The 21,130-nt window shown below is 66.3% G+C and carries 19 protein-coding genes and 1 tRNA gene; 6 read left to right on the plus strand and 14 right to left on the minus strand.

Features of this window, described 5'->3' with window-relative positions; all coding sequences use genetic code 11:
- Nucleotides 1-3: 3 nt before the first annotated feature.
- The gene (locus GVY41_RS02965) at nucleotides 4-1,320 is read left to right on the plus strand and encodes a LamG domain-containing protein (protein WP_161343826.1); all 1,317 of its coding nucleotides are present in this window, start codon (nucleotides 4-6) and stop codon (nucleotides 1,318-1,320) included.
- Between the two features lie 135 nt (nucleotides 1,321-1,455).
- Nucleotides 1,456-2,064, plus strand: coding sequence for an LbetaH domain-containing protein (locus GVY41_RS02970; protein WP_161343824.1), 609 nt, complete (start codon nucleotides 1,456-1,458; stop codon nucleotides 2,062-2,064).
- Nucleotides 2,065-2,121: 57 nt separating this feature from the next.
- On the opposite strand, the gene GVY41_RS02975 is transcribed toward GVY41_RS02970, so the two are convergent.
- The 10 genes from GVY41_RS02975 to purB form a co-directional block, all read right to left on the minus strand.
- A complete protein-coding gene (locus tag GVY41_RS02975; RefSeq protein ID WP_161343822.1) occupies nucleotides 2,122-3,303 on the minus strand; it encodes a glycosyltransferase in 1,182 nt (393 codons plus the stop codon).
- Nucleotides 3,300-4,451 (minus strand): glycosyltransferase family 4 protein, encoded by a 1,152-nt coding sequence (locus GVY41_RS02980; RefSeq protein WP_161343820.1) that lies wholly within the window; start codon nucleotides 4,449-4,451, stop codon nucleotides 3,300-3,302. Before GVY41_RS02980 ends, GVY41_RS02975 begins: the two co-directional genes overlap by 4 nt.
- A 461-nt stretch (nucleotides 4,452-4,912) precedes the next feature.
- On the minus strand, nucleotides 4,913-6,241 hold the full coding sequence (locus GVY41_RS02985) for a pyruvate dehydrogenase complex dihydrolipoamide acetyltransferase (RefSeq protein WP_161343818.1): 1,329 nt from the start codon (nucleotides 6,239-6,241) through the stop codon (nucleotides 4,913-4,915).
- A gap of 10 nt (nucleotides 6,242-6,251) precedes the next feature.
- Nucleotides 6,252-7,637, minus strand: a complete 1,386-nt coding sequence (locus tag GVY41_RS02990; protein ID WP_161343816.1) for a pyruvate dehydrogenase complex E1 component subunit beta — start codon at nucleotides 7,635-7,637, stop codon at nucleotides 6,252-6,254.
- A gap of 11 nt (nucleotides 7,638-7,648) precedes the next feature.
- On the minus strand, nucleotides 7,649-8,659 hold the full coding sequence (gene pdhA, locus GVY41_RS02995; protein ID WP_161343814.1) for a pyruvate dehydrogenase (acetyl-transferring) E1 component subunit alpha: 1,011 nt from the start codon (nucleotides 8,657-8,659) through the stop codon (nucleotides 7,649-7,651).
- A gap of 115 nt (nucleotides 8,660-8,774) precedes the next feature.
- A complete protein-coding gene (locus GVY41_RS03000) occupies nucleotides 8,775-9,077 on the minus strand; it encodes an FtsB family cell division protein (protein ID WP_161343812.1) in 303 nt (100 codons plus the stop codon).
- A 128-nt stretch (nucleotides 9,078-9,205) separates the two neighbouring features.
- Entirely contained in the window at nucleotides 9,206-10,135 is a 930-nt protein-coding gene (locus tag GVY41_RS03005) for a class I fructose-bisphosphate aldolase (RefSeq protein WP_161343810.1), read from the minus strand.
- Between the two features lie 192 nt (nucleotides 10,136-10,327).
- The gene (locus GVY41_RS03010; protein WP_161343808.1) at nucleotides 10,328-11,443 is read right to left on the minus strand and encodes a flagellar motor switch protein FliG; all 1,116 of its coding nucleotides are present in this window, start codon (nucleotides 11,441-11,443) and stop codon (nucleotides 10,328-10,330) included.
- A 69-nt stretch (nucleotides 11,444-11,512) separates the two neighbouring features.
- Entirely contained in the window at nucleotides 11,513-11,674 is a 162-nt protein-coding gene (locus GVY41_RS03015; RefSeq protein WP_161343806.1) for an adenylosuccinate lyase, read from the minus strand.
- A 107-nt stretch (nucleotides 11,675-11,781) separates the two neighbouring features.
- Complete coding sequence (gene purB / locus GVY41_RS03020; RefSeq protein WP_161343804.1) at nucleotides 11,782-13,089, minus strand: adenylosuccinate lyase; 1,308 nt, start codon at nucleotides 13,087-13,089, stop codon at nucleotides 11,782-11,784.
- Between the two features lie 229 nt (nucleotides 13,090-13,318).
- On the opposite strand from purB, the gene GVY41_RS03025 reads away from it, so the two are divergent.
- Nucleotides 13,319-14,125 carry a heme-dependent oxidative N-demethylase family protein gene (locus GVY41_RS03025; protein ID WP_161343802.1) on the plus strand — a complete coding sequence of 269 codons (807 nt, stop codon included), beginning with the start codon at nucleotides 13,319-13,321 and terminating at the stop codon, nucleotides 14,123-14,125.
- 6 nt (nucleotides 14,126-14,131) lie between these two features.
- On the opposite strand, the gene GVY41_RS03030 is transcribed toward GVY41_RS03025, so the two are convergent.
- The 3 genes from GVY41_RS03030 to GVY41_RS03040 form a co-directional block, all read right to left on the minus strand.
- A complete protein-coding gene (locus GVY41_RS03030) occupies nucleotides 14,132-14,983 on the minus strand; it encodes a hypothetical protein (protein ID WP_161343800.1) in 852 nt (283 codons plus the stop codon).
- Nucleotides 14,984-15,224: 241 nt separating this feature from the next.
- On the minus strand, nucleotides 15,225-16,631 hold the full coding sequence (gene glnA / locus GVY41_RS03035) for a type I glutamate--ammonia ligase (protein ID WP_161343798.1): 1,407 nt from the start codon (nucleotides 16,629-16,631) through the stop codon (nucleotides 15,225-15,227).
- 65 nt (nucleotides 16,632-16,696) lie between these two features.
- Entirely contained in the window at nucleotides 16,697-17,035 is a 339-nt protein-coding gene (locus tag GVY41_RS03040; RefSeq protein WP_161343796.1) for a P-II family nitrogen regulator, read from the minus strand.
- A gap of 176 nt (nucleotides 17,036-17,211) precedes the next feature.
- Here GVY41_RS03040 and GVY41_RS03045 point away from each other — a divergent pair, with 176 nt between their 5' ends.
- The gene (locus GVY41_RS03045) at nucleotides 17,212-18,882 is read left to right on the plus strand and encodes an NAD(P)H-hydrate dehydratase (protein WP_161343794.1); all 1,671 of its coding nucleotides are present in this window, start codon (nucleotides 17,212-17,214) and stop codon (nucleotides 18,880-18,882) included.
- Here GVY41_RS03045 and GVY41_RS03050 read toward each other — a convergent pair.
- Nucleotides 18,879-19,379 (minus strand): Hint domain-containing protein, encoded by a 501-nt coding sequence (locus GVY41_RS03050; RefSeq protein WP_161343792.1) that lies wholly within the window; start codon nucleotides 19,377-19,379, stop codon nucleotides 18,879-18,881. The genes GVY41_RS03045 and GVY41_RS03050 overlap by 4 nt on opposite strands.
- Nucleotides 19,380-19,563: 184 nt before the next feature.
- On the opposite strand from GVY41_RS03050, the gene GVY41_RS03055 reads away from it, so the two are divergent.
- Nucleotides 19,564-19,648 (plus strand) — tRNA-Leu (locus GVY41_RS03055).
- A 22-nt stretch (nucleotides 19,649-19,670) separates the two neighbouring features.
- Nucleotides 19,671-21,005 (plus strand): trigger factor, encoded by a 1,335-nt coding sequence (gene tig, locus GVY41_RS03060; RefSeq protein ID WP_161343790.1) that lies wholly within the window; start codon nucleotides 19,671-19,673, stop codon nucleotides 21,003-21,005.
- Nucleotides 21,006-21,130 lie beyond the last annotated feature (125 nt).

Genomic DNA, 21,130 nt, shown 5'->3' on the forward strand with positions numbered 1-21,130 from the left:
GCCATGTGGGGATGCAACCTTGGCCTGACGACGCTGGCGGCGCGGCCGCGCCGCCCCTTCACGCCCGCGCAACTGGCCGGGCTGGTGGCCTGCTATGACCCGTCCGACCTGAGCACGCTGTTTCAGGATGTGGCACGGACCGTCCCTGTGACCGCAGCCGGGCAGAGCGTGGCCGCGATGGCGGACAAGAGCGGCAGCGGCCGGCACATGGTGCAGACGGTCACCGCAGCGCGTCCCGTCTTCGGGCGAGAGCCGGTCACGGGACGGCGCAACCTGTTGACCCATTCCGAGGACATGGGGGCGTCCTCGTGGAACAGGGGCCAGGTCACGGCCTCTGGCTCGCTAATCACGGCCATTCCCGGCACTGGCTCGCAGCTGCGCTTCGTTCGCCAAGCCGTGCCAGGCATCGCTTTGGGCGAGTCCTACCATGTCTCGGTCGATGTCTGGGCCGGGTCGGTTCCGACCGGGGTTCTGATCCAGGAGGGGAGCAACGGGGGGCGGGTGCTGTTCGACTGCGCCACGGGGGCCTTCAGCACAACGGGGGCGATAGCTGACGTCAGCTTCACGCCCTATTCGGCGACTCCGGGGAAATACCGGCTGCGCGCGCGATTTGTCCGTGGGGACAATGCCTATGCTGTCGTCTTGTATCTTTCATCCTACAGTTCGAGTCCTGACAACGTCAGCCTCAATGCCGACAGATGGCAAATCGAGCGCGGCGGGTTCGGCGCCTATCAGAAGGTCGTGACGGGCGAGGATGTGACGGAGGCGGGAGTCGAGAACCGCCATTACCTGAGCTTCGATGGCGTCGATGACAGCATGGCAGTGCCCGGTCTTGGCTGGGGGAGTGATGCGGTCACGGCGGTGATGGGTCTGCGGCTGACAGGGCTGCCCTTTCTTGGCGTACCTCTGGAGTTCTCGGCGATTTCCGACACGAATACCGGATCCTTCGCCTTCCTGGTGTCGAATGGGGACACGAAGTTCTGGCAGTTTCGCGGACGCGGCTCGGGTGCGCCGGGCGGGTCGCGGGCGGTCATGGCCGTGACCCCGACCACCAATCCCGAAGTGGTCACGGGGCGGATGCAGGTCTCTGCCGACACCGTGCAGTTTCGGTTGCGCGGCGGGGCCTGGACGACCAGCGCGGTGGAACTGGGTACAGGGGCGCTTGGCAGCTATGCGCTGCATCTGGGCGCGCGCAACGCCGCTGCATGGTTCACGCCGGCGCGGGTCTCGGCCATCGCGCTCTATGACAGGGCGCTGTCCGACAGTCAGATCGCCGCAGTTGAGTCCTGGGCCGCCGCCAGATCCGGGGCGGTGCTGTAATCGCTGGCGGGCAGGCTGTGATCTGCCGGAGGATCCCGCGCTGCGGGGCCCTCGCGCCCGTGCTTAGCGCTTGGAATATGCCGCCATGCGCAATACCCTTGGGGCAGCAATCACTCAGACAGGTCCTGAAGGCGCATGCAGCGAACCGATTCTCCGGCCGAGGCGCAGGCGCCCGGTGAAGCCGCGCGCGGGCAGGCCATCCTCGATGCCCGCTGGAACGCGAATTTCTCGATCAGGCACAAGGCGCTGAGGGCGGTCTGGGGCGTCGTGTGGCTGGTGCTGGCCTCGTGGACGCCCCCGCCGATGAATGCCTGGCGGCGGGCGCTGCTGCGGGCCTTTGGCGCGCAGATCGCGGACAGCGTCGTGGTGCGGCGGGGGGCGAAGATCTGGTATCCGCCCAACCTGCGGATGCTGCCGCATTCGGTGATGGCGGACGGTGTCATCTGCTACAACATGGCGCCGATCACCATCGGCGAGAACAGCATCGTGTCGCAGCGCGCGGTGCTGTGTGGGGGCACCCATGACTTCACGCTGGCCTCGAACCCGCTGCAAGTGCGGCCCATCGAGATCGGGGCGAATGTCTGGATCGCGTCCGAGGCGTTCATCGGGCCCGGTGTGACGGTGCCCGAGGGCTGCGTGATCGGCGCGCGGGCCGTGGTGTTCGGGCGTTTGCAGCCGTGGACGGTTTACGCGGGCAATCCGGCGCAGGCGGTCAAGCGGCGCGAGTACAACCCGCTGGGGTAAAGCCCGCGCGTCGAAGCTGCCGACGCGCTGCCGTGTTCGGTGAGGATGTGGGCAGGGTCATCGACGAGCTTTTGCCTGCGACACCTCCTGCAGCACCGCAAGCAGATCGCCTGCCGCGGCGTGGGCCGAGAAGTTCACATCATAACAGGGCCGCGCTTGCGCTTTCATCGCGCTGCGCTCGTCAGCAGACAGGTCGAGGAAGCGCCGCAACAGCCGTTCGGTGCCATCAAGCGTATCTGGTTCGGCCATACCCGCGCCGGCCTGCACGACCTCTGGCCAGATATTGACCTTGTCGGAAACCAGTACGGGCGTGCCCACCGAAAGCGCCTCGGCCACGACCAGGCCGAAGTTCTCCTGATGAGAGGGCAGGACGAAGGCCTCGGCCCCGGCGAAGGCGGCAGACTTGGTGGCGCCGCGCACCATGCCGGGAAAATGCACGCGCCGCGCCACCCCTTCGGTTTCTGCCAGGCGCTCGAGCGTGGCCTGCCAGCCGACACTGTCGGGGCCTGCAATGACCAGATCGGGGCAATCGGGACGCTGTGCCAGCCGCGCGTAGGCCGAGATCAGCGTGTCGACCGCTTTCTTGGGATGGATACGGCTCAAGAACAGCCAGTAGGGCCGTTCGGCAACCATGGGCAGCGCCGTCACGAGGCTGGAGCGTGCGGCAGCCACCGACTCTGGATCAAGGCGCTGATCGGCGGCACAAAAAGCCACCACACGGGCCGGGTAGTTCTGATGACCGGCAAAGGCGCCCTGCGCCAGCCGCTGTTCCTCGGTGCAGGTGAACATGACTGCAGCCGCGTCAGACAGCATCCGTCCTTGCCATAGCAGCCAGTAGACCTGCTTCACCCAGTGCTTGACCGGCTTGGCGCTGCGGAAATAGGGGTCGAGCATGCCATGGGAAAAGATCACCCAAGGCAGGTTTGCCGTCTTCATGGCGTCATGCGCGCCGATGGATGCATGGGTCCAGAGCCCATGAACCACTGCCGCATCGCTTTGGGGAGCCAGTTGCGCCACGGTTTTGGCAAAGCGCGGAGTGGATTTCAAGAACCCTGCGACCGGGCCAGTGCCATGAACGGTGAACGGAAAATCACGCACGCAGGCCGCATCGGGAGCGTCAAGGGTCACGAACACGCTTTCATGCCCCGCCTTCGCATGTTCCGCGGCGACGATCCGCGCGTATTCGACGGGCCCACCGTCAGCCGGATCGACCGAGGCGAGAAGGTGCAGGATTCTCATTTAATGCTCCGTGCTGACGATCCGGCCGTGATCAGGGATTCGACACCTTCGGCAAAGGAAGCCGCATCCCCCAGAGGCGCGAGACGGAACGCAGCGGAGCGCATCCGCTGCCAAAGTGCCTCGTCACGGTGCAGAAGGGTCAGGAACCACGCCAGTCCCTCGGGGTTGTCGGGTTCGACAAGAAAGCCGTTCACACCGTTGCGCAGCAGCTTGTCGCGCGCCCCTGCCACGGTGGACAGCAGGACCGGCAGGCCAAAGGCCTGTGCCTCGGGCACCACATTGCCGAACTGTTCCTCGATTGAGGGCAGGATCAGCGCCAGCGCGCCCGCAAGGCGCGCGGCGACCGCGTCGCTTTGCACGAAGCCTTCGAACACCACATGCCCGCTGATGCCCAAGGCCTGCGCCTGCGCACGCAGGGCTGCTTCGTCGGGACCAGATCCGCAGAGCCGCAACCGGCGCGGCTCGGGTTCGGCGGCACAGTAAAGCGCGTAGGCGTCGAGCAGCATCGGAAGGTTCTTCTTCGGGACCAGTCGGGCGACACACAAGAAATCCCGCGCGGAATGGGGCACCCCTTCCTCGACCGTCGCCTCGGCAAAGGGACCATAGCCTGCCTCTGCCCGCACCCTGTCCAACGAGACGGTGTTGTATTCGCCCGCGAGCGACCCCCGCGGCATCATCTGACGCAGATAGGCGATGGACCGCTCCCCCGAGGCAAGGCCGCCCTGGTAGGGCACGAAGAACAGCCGCTTGCACATCTCCTTGAAAAGATTGCGCGGACGGTCGTCGAACTTGGTGCAGGACATGGTCAAGACGCGGTGCCCGCGCAGGCGCAGTATCAGGGCCGCGAGGGCAATGCCCGGTTCGTTCCAGTGGCAGAGGAATACCGTCCCCCGGCCGCGGCCGCGCATGGCCCCTAGCACCCCGCGCAGGATCTTCCACGCCGAGAGCCGGTCGAGCTGTGCATCAGGGTAGACCAGGATCCGCTCGAAATCGCCGCCTTCGGAGCGGTCCCAGTCATAGGTGTCGCTTTGGCCGCAAAGCTCGACACCGATGACATGGTGACGGTCCCCAAGCCGCCGCGCAACCGCGGCGATGCGGTCGAGGTGAAGCGGGCCGAAGTTGTCCCACAGAAGGACGAGAGGGGGCATGGGCGGTCTTTCCTCATCTGTCCCGGTCGCAAACCCGTCCCGCGTCACCTGTCGGCGGCGGAAGGCTGCTTCCGGTGGCGGCGACAACGCGCTTGGATCACTCGTTCGCAACTGCAGAAAACTGGGTCAGTTGTGACGTCGCGGGGGCGGGACGGTCAAGCTAAAACGAGGGTCTGCGCAGAAATCGGCCGGGGTCTGCGGGAAACATGTCCCTTGTATTGCGGGCCCGCAGCACGGACAGGGCACTGTGGTCAGGTGGGTGGCGGGTGGATGCTGCGCCGCGGCATCGAGGCGCTTGCAAGCAGCCTGGCGCGGGCGGGGCGCAGGGCGCAGCTGCCGGGCCGGCGGCTACGGCCCGGCCTTGCGCGGGGCAGGGCTCTCCGTCGGCGCAGGCCTCGTGTCGCAGGCAAAAGGCCGCCCGTTCGGGCGGCCTTCCTGTCTTGCAAGGGGCAAAGCGGCCGTCAGGCCAGCATCGCCATCGGGTTTTCGAGGTTCTCGACAATCGCCTTCATCAGCTCGGCCCCAAGCGCGCCGTCGATGACGCGGTGATCGACCGAGAGCGTCATCGACATCATCACCGCCACCTCGATCTGGCCATCCTTGCCCACCACCGGCTTCTTCAGCCCGGCGCCGACGGCGAGGATCGCGCCATGGGGCGGGTTGATGACGGCATCGAAATTCTCGATCCCGAACATGCCGAGGTTGGAGATGGCGAAGCTGCCGCCCTGGTACTCATGCGGGGCGAGCTTCTTGTTGCGCGCCCGGCCCGCCAGATCCTTCATCTCGGCGGAGAGGGCCGAGAGCGACTTCTGGTGTGCATCCTTCAGCACCGGCGTGAACAGCCCGCCCTCGATGGCCACAGCAACCGCCACGTCGGAAGGCTTCAGCTTCAGGATGCGGTCGCCGGCCCAGACCGCATTGGCATCGGGCACCGCTTGCAGGGCGAGGGCACAGGCCTTGATGATGAAGTCGTTGACCGACAGCTTGATCCCGCGCGCGGCAATCTGGCCGTTCAGGGTCTCGCGGAAGGCCATCAGCGCATCGAGCCGAACCTCGCGGCGCAGGTAGAAATGCGGGATGGTCTGCTTGGCCTCGGTCAGGCGGGCGGCGATGGTCTTGCGCATCCCGTCGAGGGTGACTTCGGTGTGCTCGCGGTCGGCATAGATCTTGCGGACCGTGTCGGCGCTCATGCCCTGCGCCATGCCGGCGGCGGCGGGTTTCGCCGGGGCCGGGGCGGGCGCAGCCGGGGCAGGGGCCGCGGCGGCTTTGGGCGCTGCAGTGCCCTGCGCCTCGACATCGGCCTTCACGATCCGGCCGCCGGGGCCCGATCCGTGCAGCGTGGCAAGGTCCAGTCCCTTGTCGGCCGCGATGCGCCGCGCCAGCGGCGAGGCGAAGACGCGGGTGCCGTCGCCGGATTTCGACGCGGGGGCAGCGCCTTGCGCAGCGGCGGGCGTGGTCGCCTTGGCCTCTACCGTTTCCGCGGTGTCGGCTTTTGCATCCGCCTTCGGCGCTTCGGCCTTGGCCGCACCGGCCTCGGGCATCGCCTCGCCCTCGTCCAGCAGCACGGCAATCGGTGCGTTGACCTTCACGCCGCTGGTGCCTTCGGCCACCAGCAGCTTGCCGACGATCCCCTCGTCCACGGCCTCGAATTCCATCGTGGCCTTGTCGGTCTCGATCTCGGCAAGGATCTGGCCAGAGGTGACGGTGTCACCCTCCTTGACCAGCCATTTCGCCAGCGTCCCTTCCTCCATCGTCGGGGACAGCGCGGGCATCAGGATTTCAGTCGCCATTGTCCCCTCCTCAGCGGTAGGTCACTTTTTTCACAGCGGCCACCACCTCATCCGAGGTGAGGACCGCCAGCTTTTCAAGGTTCGCGGCATAGGGCATCGGCACGTCCTTGCCGGTGCAGTTGATCACCGGCGCGTCCAGATAGTCGAAGGCGCGCTCCATGATCACTGCCGACAGGTGGTTGCCGATGGACCCGACGGGCCAGCCCTCTTCCACCGTCACGCAGCGGTTGGTCTTCATCACCGAGGTCAGCACCGTGTCATAGTCAAGCGGGCGCAGGGTGCGCAGGTCGATGACCTCGGCGCTGATCCCCTCGGCGGCCAGCTTGTCGGCGGCCTCGAGCGAATGGGCCATGCCGATGCCGAAGCTGACGATGGTCACGTCGGTGCCCTCGCGCCAGATCTTCGCCTTGCCGAACGGGATGGTGAAATCCTCGAGCACCGGCACTTCGAAGCTGCGGCCATAGAGGATCTCGTTTTCCAGGAAGATCACCGGGTTCGGATCGCGGATCGCGGTCTTCATCAGGCCCTTGGTATCGGCGGCAGAGTAGGGGATCACCACCTTCAGCCCCGGCACCATCGCATACCAGGCCGAATAGTCCTGGCTGTGCTGCGCGCCCACCCGGGCGGCGGCGCCGTTCGGGCCGCGGAACACCATCGGCGCGCCCATCTGGCCGCCCGACATGTAGAGCGTTTTCGCTGCCGAGTTGATGATGTGGTCGATCGCCTGCATGGCGAAGTTGAAGGTCATGAACTCGACGATGGGGCGCAGGCCGCCGAATGCCGCGCCGACCGCGATGCCGGCAAAGCCATGCTCGGTGATCGGGGTGTCGATCACCCGCTTGGCGCCGAACTGGTCCAGGAGGCCCTGGCTGATCTTGTAGGCGCCCTGATACTCGCCGACTTCCTCGCCCATCAGGAACACGGACTCGTCGCGCTCCATCTCTTCGGCCATGGCCTCGCGCAGGGCTTCCCGCACGGTCATCGACTTCATCTTGGTGCCTTCGGGCCAGTCGGGCGTGGTATCCGCCGCCTTGGCCGGGTGCGGCGGGGTTTCGACGGCCGACGTGACCTTGCCCTCGGGCTGCGGCGCGTCGGCCTTCTGGGCGGTTTCCTGCGGCGCGGGCGCCTTGGGCGCCTCGGCCGAGGCATCCTCGCCCTCGGCCAGCAGCAGCGCGATGGCGGTGTTGACCTTCACGCCGCTTGTGCCCTCGGCCACCAGCAGCTTGCCGATGGTGCCCTCATCGACCGCCTCGAATTCCATCGTGGCCTTGTCGGTTTCGATCTCGGCCAGGATCATGCCGGAGGTGACGGTGTCGCCCTCCTTGACCAGCCATTTCGCCAGCGTGCCTTCTTCCATCGTGGGCGACAGCGCGGGCATCAGGATTTCAATTGCCATGTGTCTCTCCCTCAGGCGGTCTGCGGCGCCACTTTGGCGTAGATGTCGGTCCACAGCTCGGCCGGGTCGGGCTCGGGGCTGTCCTTGGCGAATTCGGCGGCCTCGTTGACGATCGCCTTGATCTCCTTGTCGATCGCCTTCAGGTCCTCATCGGTCGCGTGGCCGCCCTGCATCAGCAGATCGCGCACATGTTCGATGGCGTCACGTTCTTCGCGCATTTTCTGGACTTCCTCGCGCGAGCGATACTTGGCCGGGTCCGACATCGAGTGGCCGCGGTAGCGGTAGGTCATCACCTCGAGGATATAGGGGCCCTTGCCGGCGCGGCAGTGCGCCACGGCGCGCTGGCCGGCTTCCTTGACGGCCAGCACATCCATGCCATCCACGGCCTCGCCCTCGATCCCGTAGGCGGCGCCGCGCTGCCACAGGGTCGGGGACTTGGTGGAGCGTTTGACGCTGGTGCCCATCGCATACTGGTTGTTCTCGATCACGAAGATCACCGGCAGGTCCCAGAGTTCCGCCATGTTGTAGGTCTCGTAGACCTGGCCCTGGTTCGCTGCGCCGTCGCCGAAATAGGTGAAGGTGACGCGGTCATTGCCCTTGTACTTGTCGGAGAAGGCGAGGCCCGCGCCAAGCGGCACCTGCGCGCCGACGATGCCGTGGCCGCCGTAGAAGTGCTTTTCCTTGGAGAACATGTGCATCGAACCGCCCTTGCCGCGGGAGTATCCCCCCTCGCGGCCGGTCAGTTCGGCCATCACGCCCTTGGGGTCCATGCCGCAGGCCAGCATGTGGCCGTGGTCGCGGTAGGAGGTGATGCGCTTGTCGCCTTCCTCGGCCGCAGCCTCAAGGCCGACGACCACCGCTTCTTGCCCGATATAGAGGTGGCAGAAGCCGCCGATCAGACCCATGCCATAGAGCTGGCCGGCCTTTTCCTCGAATCGGCGGATCAGCAGCATCTCGCGGTAATACTTGAGCAGGTCGTCTTTCGAGACGTTCGGCAAATCAGGGACTTTGCGCGCGGCCATTGCGGGGAACCTCCGTGTCGGCTGGGTGGCGGCAGATAGTTCAACGTTAAACCATCCATAGCCGATCCCGCAACCCAGAGCCAGTCCCGTTTGCCGTAGCGGCAGGGCCCCGCCGTCAGCGGATGACGATCTCGTCGCCGCGCACCAGCCCCAGCATCGCGCGGGCGCGTTCGTCCAGCAGGTCGAGGTCGAGGTAATCGTCGGACAGGCGCAGCGTCAGGTTTTCCATCCGCGCCACTTCCAGCCGCAGGCGGTCGCGCTCATCGGTCAGCTGTTCGGCCTCGGCGGCCAGCTGCACGCGGCGGAACACGCCGTAATCGCCCTGCACGGCGGCAAAGGTGAAGTAGCCGCCAAGCACGAGGGCCAGCGCGAAGAAGAACAGGGCGCCAAGCGCCGGTCGATTTTTGGGTCCGCTCATCTCTTACCTCTGTGGCCCATCTGCTGCGGGCCTTTGCCTTTCGAATCATGCCACAGGCGATTCGCATTGAAAACCCCGCGCAAGCGGTCACTTGCGCGGGGGAAACCTTCCTTGCCGCTTGGGGCAGATCAGGCGCGGTTCTTGTAGATGTCGACCAGCTTGGCCAGCATCGCCAGCGCATCCTCGCGCGAACGCTGGAAGCTGTTGCGGCCGATGATGGAGCCGTTGCCGCCGCCATCGCGGATCGCACGGGCATCGTCATAGACCGAGTCCTCGCCCTTCTTGGCGCCGCCCGAGAACACCACGATGCGGCGGCCGTTGAAGCTGGCCTCCATGCAGTGCTTGACCCGCGCCGCCTGGGTGGCGATGTCGATCTCCTGCTTCTCGTAGACCTTCTTGGCCTCGCCCAGCATCAGATGGTCGGTCGAGAGCTTGATCTTGATGATATGCGCGCCGATCAGCGCCGCGATCTGCGCGGCATAGGCGGCGACGTCGATGGCGGTTTCGCCGTCCTTGCTGATCGCCTCACCGCGCGGATAGGACCAGATCACCGTGGCGATGCCCTTGGCGGCGGCTTCCTTGCGCATCTGCACGATCTCTTCGTACATCTCGATCTGCGCGTCCGAACCCGGATAGATGGTGAAGCCGATGGCGGCGCAGCCAAGGCGCAGCGCATCATCGACGCTGGCGGTGACGGCCTGGTTCTTGCCCGAGGTGTCGGACATCAGGCTGTTGGCGCTGTTGCATTTCAGGATGGTCGGGATCTGGCCGGCGAAGGTGTCGGCGCCGGCCTCCAGCATCCCCAGCGGCGCGGCATAGGCGTTGAGGCCGGCATCGATCGCCAGCTGATAGTGGTAATGGGGGTCATAGCCGGCCGGGTTCGGCGCAAAGGTGCGGGCCGGGCCATGTTCAAAGCCCTGGTCGACCGGCAGGATGATCATCTTGCCGGTGCCGCCGAGCTTGCCTTCCATCAGCATCCGGCAGAGGTTGCCCTTCACGCCGGCATTGTCGCCCTCGTAATTCGACAGGATCTTCTGAACGGTTCTCGTCGCGCGCATTGTCGTCTCCTCGACTGGAATGGACTTGACGCAGGTCTAGGTGCGCCTGCGGCATCGCGCAATCGTGGTGGCGCTAACGGGCGCGCGGGCGCGGCATTTTCCGCGCAAGCGGCCGGCAAGTTGCGCGTTCCGGGCAGGTTTCCGCCGATCCTGCCGATGCTGCGCTGCAGCGATACCTGGTTGTGGCACGTGCTAGTCCTCGTCCCCCGCCACCAGGAACAGCTCTCCCGCCGCCTCCATCTCGCGGATTGCGGTCACCACCGTGGCCATCGCCGCCTCGGCATCCTTGTCCTTGACCTTGCCGAGGTTCGCCATCTCGTCGCGCAGGCTGGCGGCCATCCGCTGCGACATGTTCGTCAGGATGAACTCCGCCGCCGCGATCTCCTTGCCCCGCGCCCCGGCCAGTGCCGTCACCAGCACGGCCTGATCGACATTTCGGATGACCTTGGGAATATCGCGCGCATCGATCCGCACCGGAATATTGGTGAAGGTAAAGATCGCGCGGCGCACCTGTTCGGCAAAACCGGCATCTTCCTCCTCCAGCCCCTTGAGCACGGAGTCGCGCGTCGCGGCCGCCGAGTAGTTCAGGATCGCTCCCACCCGCTCTACCGGGCCGGTATCGAAAGCCTTTGCAGGTTGCGCCTCCAGCTGTGCGGCCAGCGACAGGCCGATGCGGCGCACGGTGTCCGGATCGACATTGCCGGTCAGCGATACGGCATAGGTAATGCGGCGCGCCTTGTCGCCGGGCAGGCGGCCGAGCAGATCGGCGGCCTTGGACACGGCCAGCTTCGACAGCAGCACCGCCCCGATCTCGATGCTCTCCTCCTCCAGCACCGGCAGCAAGCGGTCGGCTTCCAGCCCCGCGATCCGCTCCCACGGATCGGACGTGCCCGAGGCCCCGGCCATGCGCCGCAGCCGGCTGGAGGTGGCGGGCGAGAGATGTCCATCAAGCAGGGCCAGCGCGCCTTCCAGCCCGCCGGGGAAGGACAGACCGATCTTCTCGACCCCTTCGGCGAATTCCTGCACAACAGCCTCCAGCGTGGCCCGGTCCACGCTGCGCATCCGTGCGATTTCTTCGGTGATCCCGGCCTGCAGCCGGTCGGGCAGCCGCGCCAGCGGCAATTCCGCGCCCTCGGCCAGCAGCAGCCGCACGATGATCGCGGCTTTCTGCGGCCCGGTCAGCTGGCCCGCGCTGCTGGCGCCCCTGGCGAGGCCAAAGGCAGGCGCGTCAAACACCGCTCCTGCGAAACCGGAGCCACCAAATCCTGCCCCGCCGCCCAATGGCGGAAGGGGGGTGAAGCCCGCCATCCCGTTCCTCCTGCAACCCGCATCTCGGGGCAGTCTGGACGCCGGGCCCTTAAGGCCGCGTTACTTGCCTCAGCTGGTGGTGGCGATGCAGGCCTTGCTTGCCTCGTCCCAGGCGGTGCCCATGGCGCAGCTCATGCGCGCCTCGTCATGGCCACAGGCGGCAGAGGCCGCCATCGGCAGCAAGGACAGGCACAGCGCGGCAAGGGTGGTGGTCAAGGCACGGGTGGTCATCGGGAACCTCCTTTGTTCGGTCCATTCCCGATGGGACCACGGCTGCCGATTCTCGCATAATCACAGCGCCGTGACAGGGGCCGCCTCATGCGGGCGGCCTGAGCGCGTCATGCCGCCCCGAACACCCGCGCAAAGATCGTGTCCACATGCTTGGTGTGATAGCCAAGGTCGAACTTCTCCTCGATCTCGGCCGGGGTCAGCGCCGCGGTCACTTCCGGATCTGCCAAGAGCTCGGTCTTGAAATCCGCGCCCTTCTCCCAGACCTTCATCGCGTTCCGTTGCACCAGCCGGTAGCTGTCCTCGCGCGAGACGCCCGCCTGCGTCAGCGCCAGCAGCACCCGCTGGCTCATCACCAGGCCCTTGAACTTGTTCATGTTGGCCAGCATCGTCTCGGGATAGATCACCAGTTTCTCGATCAGCCCCGCCAGCCGGTGCAGCGCGAAATCGAGGGTGATGGTGGTGTCGGGCCCGATCGCGCGTTCCACCGAGGAATGCGAGATATCCCGCTCATGCCACAGCGCCACATTCTCCATCGCAGGAACCACTGACATCCGCACCAGCCGCGCAAGGCCGGTCAGGTTCTCGCTCAGCACCGGGTTGCGCTTGTGCGGCATGGCGGAAGATCCCTTCTGGCCGGGGCTGAAGAATTCCTCGGCCTCCAGCACCTCGGTGCGCTGCATGTGGCGGATCTCGATGGCGATGTTCTCGATGCTGCTGGCAATCACCCCCAGGGTCGCAAAGAACATCGCATGGCGGTCGCGCGGGATCACCTGGGTGCTGATCGGCTCGGGCGTCAGGCCCAGCATCTTGCACACATGCTCCTCCACCGCCGGGTCGATATTGGCAAAGGTGCCGACCGCGCCGGAAATCGCCCCTGTCGCCACCTCGGCCCGCGCCGCCTGCAGGCGGGCCTTGCCGCGGGCCATCTCGGCATAGAAGCGCGCGAAGGTCAGGCCCATCGTCGTCGGTTCGGCATGGATGCCGTGGCTGCGCCCGATGCGCACGGTATCCTTGTGCTCCATCGCGCGGGTCTTCAGCGCCGCCAGCACCCGGTCCATGCCGGCCAGCAGCAGGTCCGACGCGCGCACCAGCTGCAGGTTCAGCGTGGTATCGAGCACGTCCGACGAGGTCATGCCCTGATGCACGAAGCGCGCATCATCGGCGCCGATATGCTCGGCGAGGTGCGTCAGGAAGGCGATCACGTCATGCTTGGTGACGGCCTCGATCTCGTCGATCCGCGCCACGTCGAAGGTCACGTCCCTGGCTTTCCACACCGCCTCGGCATTGGCCTTGGGGATCACGCCAAGCGCGGCCTGCGCGTCGCAGGCATGGGCCTCGATCTCGAACCAGATGCGGAACTTGGTCTCGGGCGACCAGATGGCGACCATTTCGGGGCGGGAATAGCGCGGGATCATCGGGGCGTCCTTCTGCGGCTGGGGTCGCGGGTCTGTTACTCCCAAACCCGCCCTTGCCGCAAGGTCGCGCCTCCCCCCTTCTTGCTGGGACAAATATCCCGCGGGGGTGCGGGGGCGCGAAGCCCCCGTCTGGCCAGCCACGCGCGCGCCGCAAACAGGTGCCGCAAACAGGCGGGCCACGTCGCTCCTCGGCTTTCGCCCGCCGCAGCGCGGCGCTAGGCTGCCGATCATGAGCACCGTCCTGCAATCCCGCCTTCCCTTCGCCCCCTGGGCCGATCCGCGCACGCGGCGGCTGCCGGGGATCATTCCGCTCGACATGGCCGACTGGCTCGACATCGATGATGCCTATGCCGGGCAGATGGCGCTGCGGGATGGATTGATCGCGGAGCGGCCCAAGGCGGTGCATGCGCTGGCCGAGGCGGCACGCCCGGCTGCGGAGGAGCTTTACGGGCTGTTGCTGCCGCTGCTGCCGGGGCTGGGGTTCTCCATCGGCCCGGGCACGGCCCTGCGCCCCGACGGGGTGACGGTGCCGCTGGACCCAAGCCAGCCGCTGCTGACGCTGGGGCGGCTGGTGCAAGAGGATCTGATGCTGATGCTGCCTGGCCCGCCACCTGCGGATGGCCTGTCTGCCGAGCATGTTCTGGCCGGCGCGGTGCTGTGCTTCCCCGCGGGCTGGACGCTGGCCGAGAAGTTCGGCCAGCCGATGGGCCGCATCCATGTGCCGGTGGCGATCTATACCGAGGATGTGGCCAGACGTGTCCAACGCCTGCTGGACGGGGTGCAGCCGGGACGGCCGCTGGTGCGCGGCACCGCCCACCACTCGAACGCGCCGCTGTTCAATCCGCGGACCGAGGCGATGGGGCGGGCGATCACCGGCGATCTGCCCTTCCTGCGGGTCGAACGGCAATGCCTGCTGCGGCTGCCGCAGAGCCGTGCGGTGGTCTTCTCGGTCCACACCTATGTGCTGCGCCCCGAGGCGCTGAGCGCCGAACAGGCGGCGTTGCTGCGGGAGTTCCCGATCCGCCACGCCGCCTGAGATCTTTCAGATCATCTGCATCAGCGACATCCCCAGCGGGGTCTGCGCGCAGGCCACCGCAATGCCGGTCAGCGACAGGGCCCGCGCGGTCAGCTTCAGGTCCTCGCGCCCAAGGGCGTTGTAGGTCAGCAGCGCCGCGCCGACCGGGGCCACCACGATGATCAGCGTCAGGTTCATCGAATAGAGCGTCAGGCGCTGCACCAGCGGGGCCTTGCCCGAGTTTTCCCGCGCCTCCGCCTCATACAGCGCCTCGCGGATCCGTGCCGCCTCGGACACCATCGGATGCGGCAGGTCGGGCTGCGAGTTGGCGAAAGCCTCGGGGGCGGTCGGGCGCAGGCTGATCTTGGCGCGGGCCTTGGCGAGGCGGGCGGCGATGGGTTGGCGCATCGGCACCGGCGCGGCTTCGGGAACCACCTCGGGCGCCGCCTCGGCAACCGCCTCTGCAAACGCCTCTGCCACCTCCATCTGCACCCGGCAGATATCGCGCACGATCCCGTCGAACTCGTCGGGCCCGAATTCGCCCCCGGTCTCGCTCCACAGCGTCAGATCCGCCGGATAGCGCGCGGCGATCTTGGCTGAGATCGACCTGCACAGCGCCTCGCGCCGTTCGGCCAGCACGACCGGCTGGCCCTCGTTCACGCCGAAGCTGACCGCAAGCACCAGCCCGGCCTGATGACCAGAGCCGAAACCCTCGCCAAAGCCTTCGGTCGGCTGGTCGCAATAGGCCAGCACCACGCGGGCGCCGTCGATCTGGAAGGTGGCGAAATCGTCATAGGGACGACCGTGGTGATAGCTTGCGCGCGGCCTGCTGCGAAATGCCTCGTCGAACTGCTCGATGAGGTCTTCGAACTCACTCAACATTGTTTCTTTATACAGCAGGGTCGCGACGATCGTTGCTGAAGCATGATGCATCGCCGGAACTCTCCTTATTCGTGCATTCTCACATTACGAATCGAATATGCTCCGAATTGGATGGGATTGAGGCGATTTCGAGAACATTCCCCGAGCGTGCCGAGGATGGTTTCCCCCGCTGTCCGGCATTGTCCGCGCAAATGAAAAGGGCGCCCGAGGGCGCCCTTTGCTGTCATTGTTCCCGAAATCAGCAGGAATAGTACATCATGTACTCGATCGGGTGCGGCGTGTGCTCGTAGGCGTAGACCTCTTCCCACTTCAGCGCCATGTACCCGTCGAGCTGGTCCTTGGTGAACACGTCGCCGGCCAGCAGGAACTCGTGATCCTTCTCCAGCTCGTCCAGGGCCTCGCGCAAGCTGCCGCAGACGGTCGGGATTTCCGCCAGTTCTTCCGGCGGCAGGTCGTAGAGGTCCTTGTCGGACGCCGGGCCCGGATCGATCTTGTTCTTGATCCCGTCGAGGCCGGCCATCAGCAGGGCGGCAAAGCACAGGTAGGGGTTCGCCGACGGATCGGGGAAGCGGGCTTCCACGCGCTTGGCTTTGGGCGATTCCGTCCACGGGATCCGGACGCAGCCAGAGCGGTTGCGGGCCGAATAGGCGCGCAGCACCGGGGCTTCGAAGCCCGGGATCAGCCGCTTGTAGCTGTTGGTGGACGGGTTGGTGATCGCGTTCAGCGCCTTGGCATGGATCAGGATGCCGCCGATGAACCACAGCGCTTCCTGCGAGAGGTCTGCATACTTGTCGCCTGCGAAGAGCGGCTTGCCGTCCTTCCAGATCGACATGTTCACGTGCATCCCGGTGCCGTTGTCGCCCTTCATGGGCTTGGGCATGAACGTGACCGACTTGCCATAGGCATGGGCGACGTTGTGGATGACGTACTTGTACTTCTGCAGCTCGTCCGCCTGCTTGGTCAGCGGCCCGAAGATCAGCCCGAGTTCATGCTGGTTGGAAGCAACCTCGTGGTGGTGCTTGTCGACCTTCATGCCCATGCGCTTCATGGTGCTCAGCATCTCGCCGCGCAGGTCCTGCGCCGGGTCGACCGGGTTCACCGGGAAGTAGCCGCCCTTGATGCCCGGGCGATGGCCCATGTTGCCCATTTCGTACTGGGTGTCGGTGTTCCAGGCGCCGTCGACGGCATCGACCTCGAACGAGACCTTGTTCATCTTCACGCTGTAGCGCACGTCGTCGAAGATGAAGAATTCGGCTTCGGGCCCACAATAGAAGGTGTCACCGATGCCCGAGGATTTCAGATAGGCCTCGGCCTTGATCGCGGTGCCGCGCGGGTCGCGGCTGTAGGGCTCGTTGGTGTCGGGCTCGGCCACGGTGCAATGCACGCACATGGTCTTCTCGGCATAGAACGGGTCGATATAGACCGAGTCCGGGTCCAGGATCAGCTTCATGTCGGACTGATCGATGGACTTCCAGCCGGCGATCGAGGAGCCGTCGAACATGAAGCCTTCGTCGAAGAACTCCTCGTCGACCAGATCCGCGACCAGGGTCACGTGCTGAAGTTTTCCACGCGGATCGGTGAAGCGGATGTCGACATATTCGACCTCTTCATCCTTCATCAGCTGGAGGGCGTCTTTGATGCTCATGTGACCTTCTTCCCTTTTAGATTGAGCATGGGGGCCGCCGCTTGCCGGCGCGGCCCGCGAAATCGTCAGACCGCGTCGTCGCCGGTCTCGCCGGTACGGATGCGGATCGCCTGTTCGACGGTCGAGACAAAGATCTTGCCGTCGCCGATCTTGTCGGTGCGCGCGGCCGAAACGATGGCCTCGATGGCGGCATCGACCATGTCGTCGGCCAGCACCACCTCGATCTTCACCTTGGGCAGGAAATCCACCACATATTCGGCGCCGCGGTAGAGTTCGGTATGGCCCTTCTGGCGTCCGAAGCCCTTGACTTCGATCACCGAAAGCCCCTGGACGCCTGCCTCTTGCAGGGCCTCCTTCACTTCGTCGAGCTTGAAGGGCTTGATGATCGCTTCGATCTTCTTCATCCGCCGACTCCCTTGGTAACTGACCTGTCGGAGACGTGTCAGACCACTTTCACAGCAGGGCCACAATTGGGTAGGCTGGACACCTGCGGTCCCTTGGCGGGAATCCGCGAGGTGCGATTAAAAAATATGCAACCTGTCTGCGGCGTAGGCAGTTTGCGAAAAAGACGGGCGGAACCATGACCGAGATCCTCACATCTGCCCAAATGCGCGCCATCGAAGCCGCCGCCATCGCCTCGGGCCGCGTCACAGGGCTGGAACTGATGGAGCGGGCGGGGCAGGGCGTGGTCGAGGCGGTGTTCGCCGAATGGCCGGCGCTGGCGGCCGCCCCGCACCGCGCCGTCGTGCTCTGCGGGCCGGGCAGCAATGGCGGCGACGGCTTCGTGGTGGCGCGGCTGCTGAAAGGCTGGGGCTGGGAGGTGGAGGTGTTCCTCTACGGCGAGCCGGGCAAGCTGCCGCCGGATGCGCGGGTGAATTATGAGCGGTGGTGCGGGATGGGGGCGGTGCTGCCGCTGGACGATGAAAGGTTCGACGGTTGGCCGAACGCCGCGTCCGGCCATGCTGTCATCGTCGATGCGATATTCGGCACCGGCCTCGTGCGCCCATATCGCGCGCATCGCCATCTCGCCATGACCCTGAACAGCTGTCAGTCCTTGTCGCGCAAGGGCGGCCCTTCTCCGAAGGTCGTTGCGGTCGATCTTCCGAGCGGGCTGTGTTCAAACAGCGGCCGTTGGCTCGGTGATGACCAGCCTCTCGATTTCGCCCCGCTGGCCAACCTGACGGTCTCGTTTCACGCGCCCAAGCTGGGGCATCTTCTTGCAGATGGGCCGGTTAGCTGCGGAAGGCTCGTGGTCGCCGACATCGGCCTTGGGCAACGGTTGGCGCCTGGCGCAGAGGCTCGCGCCCGGCCCGCGGGGTGGGCGTTCGCGCCCGCCCCGGGGGGGCGGGGCGGGCGCGAGCCGGGGTTGCCACCCCGGCAAGACACGGTCGAAGCTATCGCGCAAGCATCGGTTGCCCAGTCTGTCGCTAAAGCGGCGGGCCACAAATACACCCACGGCCACGCCCTCATCCTCTCCGGCGCCGTCGGACGGGGCGGTGCCGCCCGCCTTGCCGCCCGCGGCGCACTGCGGATCGGGGCGGGGCTGGTCACCGTCGCCTGCCCACCCTCGGCGCTGATCGAGAATGCCGCCCGGCTCGACGCGATCATGCTGCGTCCGCTGCGGGGCGAGAGCGAGGCGGAGGCGCTGGCGACGCTGCTGGAGGATGCCCGGATCAATGCGCTCTGCCTCGGCCCGGGGCTGGGGGTGGAACGGGCGCGGGAGCTTCTGCCGGTGGCGCTTGCCGCGAAGCGGGCCACGGTGCTGGATGCCGACGCGCTGACGGCGCTGGCGGGCGACCCCGCGCTGTTCGCCCTGCTCCACGCCAGTTGCCTGCTCACCCCCCATGCCGGCGAGTTCGCGCGGCTGTTCCCGGACATCGCGGCAAAGCTGGCGGCGCCCGCCACCACCGGCCCGGCATACTCAAAGGTAGATGCCACCCGAGAGGCCGCCGCCCGCGCAGGTTGCACCGTCCTGCTCAAGGGCCCGGATACCGTGATCGCCGCCCCCTCGGGCCGCGCCGCTCTCAACGCCGCCGTCTACGACCGCGCCGCGCCCTGGCTGGCGACGGCCGGGGCAGGGGATGTGCTGGCGGGGATCCTCACCGGCCTCCTCGCCCGCGGGCTGGAGCCGTTCAGCGCCGCCAGCACCGCGGCCTGGCTGCATGTCGAGGCGGCGCGCAGCTTCGGCCCCGGCCTGATCGCCGAGGACTTGCCCGAGCAGCTTCCCGCCGTATTGCGAAACCTGAGCTAGCGCGCCGTGACCAGCGCCGGCAGCGCCTCGATCTCGATGCCCTCGGCATAGATCACCTGCGGGGCATCGAACTCCAGCGCATAGACCGGCAGGTCCTGCACGCTGACCGCGGCGATGAAATCACCGTCGATCAGCCGCCGCACCGGAACCACTGCCTGTTTCGCGCCATAGAGCGCCAGCGCCCGCCAGTCGCGGATCAGCACCCCGGTGCCCGGCGCCAGCAGCAGCTCTGCCTCGGGCCGGTCGAGCCCCAAGACGCCTGCCCGCAGCCGCACCATCTGGCCGGTCATCCGCCCCGCGCGCACCGCCCGCAGCAGCCGCGCGCCGCCCCTGGTGACCACCCGGTCGCCGGGCGAGAGATACTCGACCGGCAGCGCGCCCTCCAGCGTCAGCACCCGGGTGCCGCGCGCCAGACCTGCGCCGAAATCCGTGGCATTGCCGCATGCGTGCGCACCGGCTTGCCGGCCGGGTGTGCGCCATTGATCCTTGTCGGTCATGGGCCTGTTCCTGTCTCTGCTCTGCCTTTGGCATTTTTCGCCAGATTAGGTGAAGAACCCGTTTCTGGCGAGCATTTTCATGGCCGCAGCCGGGCCGCTTTTTGTGCTCGCATCCGCAAGGCGGAGTTGCTAGAAGGGCGCGGATTTGGAAGCGGTCTTACGGGAGGGCCGCTCCTTTGGTATTGCGGGTGTGGCGAAACTGGTAGACGCACCAGATTTAGGTTCTGGCGCCGCAAGGCGTGGGGGTTCAAGTCCCTCCACCCGCACCAGGTTGAAAAAGGACGGATACGAATGCAGGTCACCGAGACCCTGAAAGACGGCCTCAAGCGCGGCTACACCATCACGCTCACCGCCGCCGAGCTGGAAACGAAAGTCACCGAGAAACTCGTCGAGGCGCAGCCCGAGATCGAGATGAAGGGCTTCCGCAAAGGCAAGGTGCCGATGGCACTGCTGCGCAAGCAGTATGGGCAGCGTCTGATGGGCGAGGCCATGCAGGACGCCATTGACGGCGCCATGAAGGACCATTTCGACGCCACCGGCGACCGCCCGGCGATGCAGCCCAAGGTCGAGATGCAGGATGGCGAGACCTGGAAAGAGGGCCAGGACGTGGTCGTGGCGATGAGCTACGACGCGCTGCCCGAGATTCCGGATCTGGACACTTCGGCGGTGACGCTGGAGCGCCTCGTGGTGAAGGCCGATGAGGCCTCGGTGACCGAGGCCCTGGAAAACCTTGCCAAATCCTCGCAGGATTTCGAACCCCGCAAGAAGAACGCGGCGGCGAAAGACGGCGATCAGGTGGTGTTCGACTTCCTCGGCAAGGTCGATGGCGAGGCGTTCGAGGGCGGGTCGGCGGAAGACTACCCGCTGGTCCTCGGCTCTGGCTCGTTCATCCCGGGCTTTGAAGAGCAGCTGGTCGGCGTGAAGGCCGGAGAAGAGAAGAACGTGACCGTGACCTTCCCCGCCGAATACGGCGCGGCGCATCTGGCCGGCAAGGAAGCCGTGTTCGAGTGCAAGGTCAAGGAAGTCAAGGCGCCGAAAGCCGCCGAGATCAATGACGAGCTGGCCAAGAAATTCGGCGCCGACGATCTGGACGCGCTGAAGACCCAGATCTCGGAGCGGCTCGAGTCCGAATACAAGGGCGCCGCCCGAGCCGTGCTGAAGCGCGCGCTGCTGGACCAGCTCGATGGCCTCGTGACCTTCGATCTGCCCGAAGCGCTGGTCGAGGCCGAAGCCGGCCAGATCGCCCACCAGCTGTGGCACGAAGAGAACCCCGACGTGCATGACCACAACCACGGCAATGTCGAGGTGACCGACGAGCATAAGGCGCTCGCCGTGCGCCGCGTGCGCCTTGGCCTGCTGCTGGCCGAGATCGGCCGCAAGCAGAAGATCGAAGTGACCGATGCCGAGATGACCCAGGCCGTGCTCGCGCAGGCGCGCCAGTATCCGGGGCAGGAGCGCGCGTTCTTCGAATTCGTGCAGAAGAACGCCCAGGTGCAGCAGCAGCTGCGCGCCCCGATCTTCGAGGACAAGGTCGTGGACTTCATCGTTGCCGGGGCCAAGGTCACCGACAAGGAAATCGGCAAGGACGATCTGCAAAAGGCCATCGAGGCGCTGGACGAGATCTGATCTGCGGGGGCTTTCGGGCTCATGGAATGAGAGAGGCCGCTCCGAAAGGGGCGGCCTTTTCCGTTGTCCGCCCTGAACTCCCTGCTTCTTGCCCGGAATCAAGGCGCCTTGGCGCCGCCGGGCAG

The organism is Frigidibacter albus (genome assembly GCF_009908165.1).
Taxonomy (GTDB): Bacteria; Pseudomonadota; Alphaproteobacteria; order Rhodobacterales; family Rhodobacteraceae; genus Frigidibacter; species Frigidibacter albus.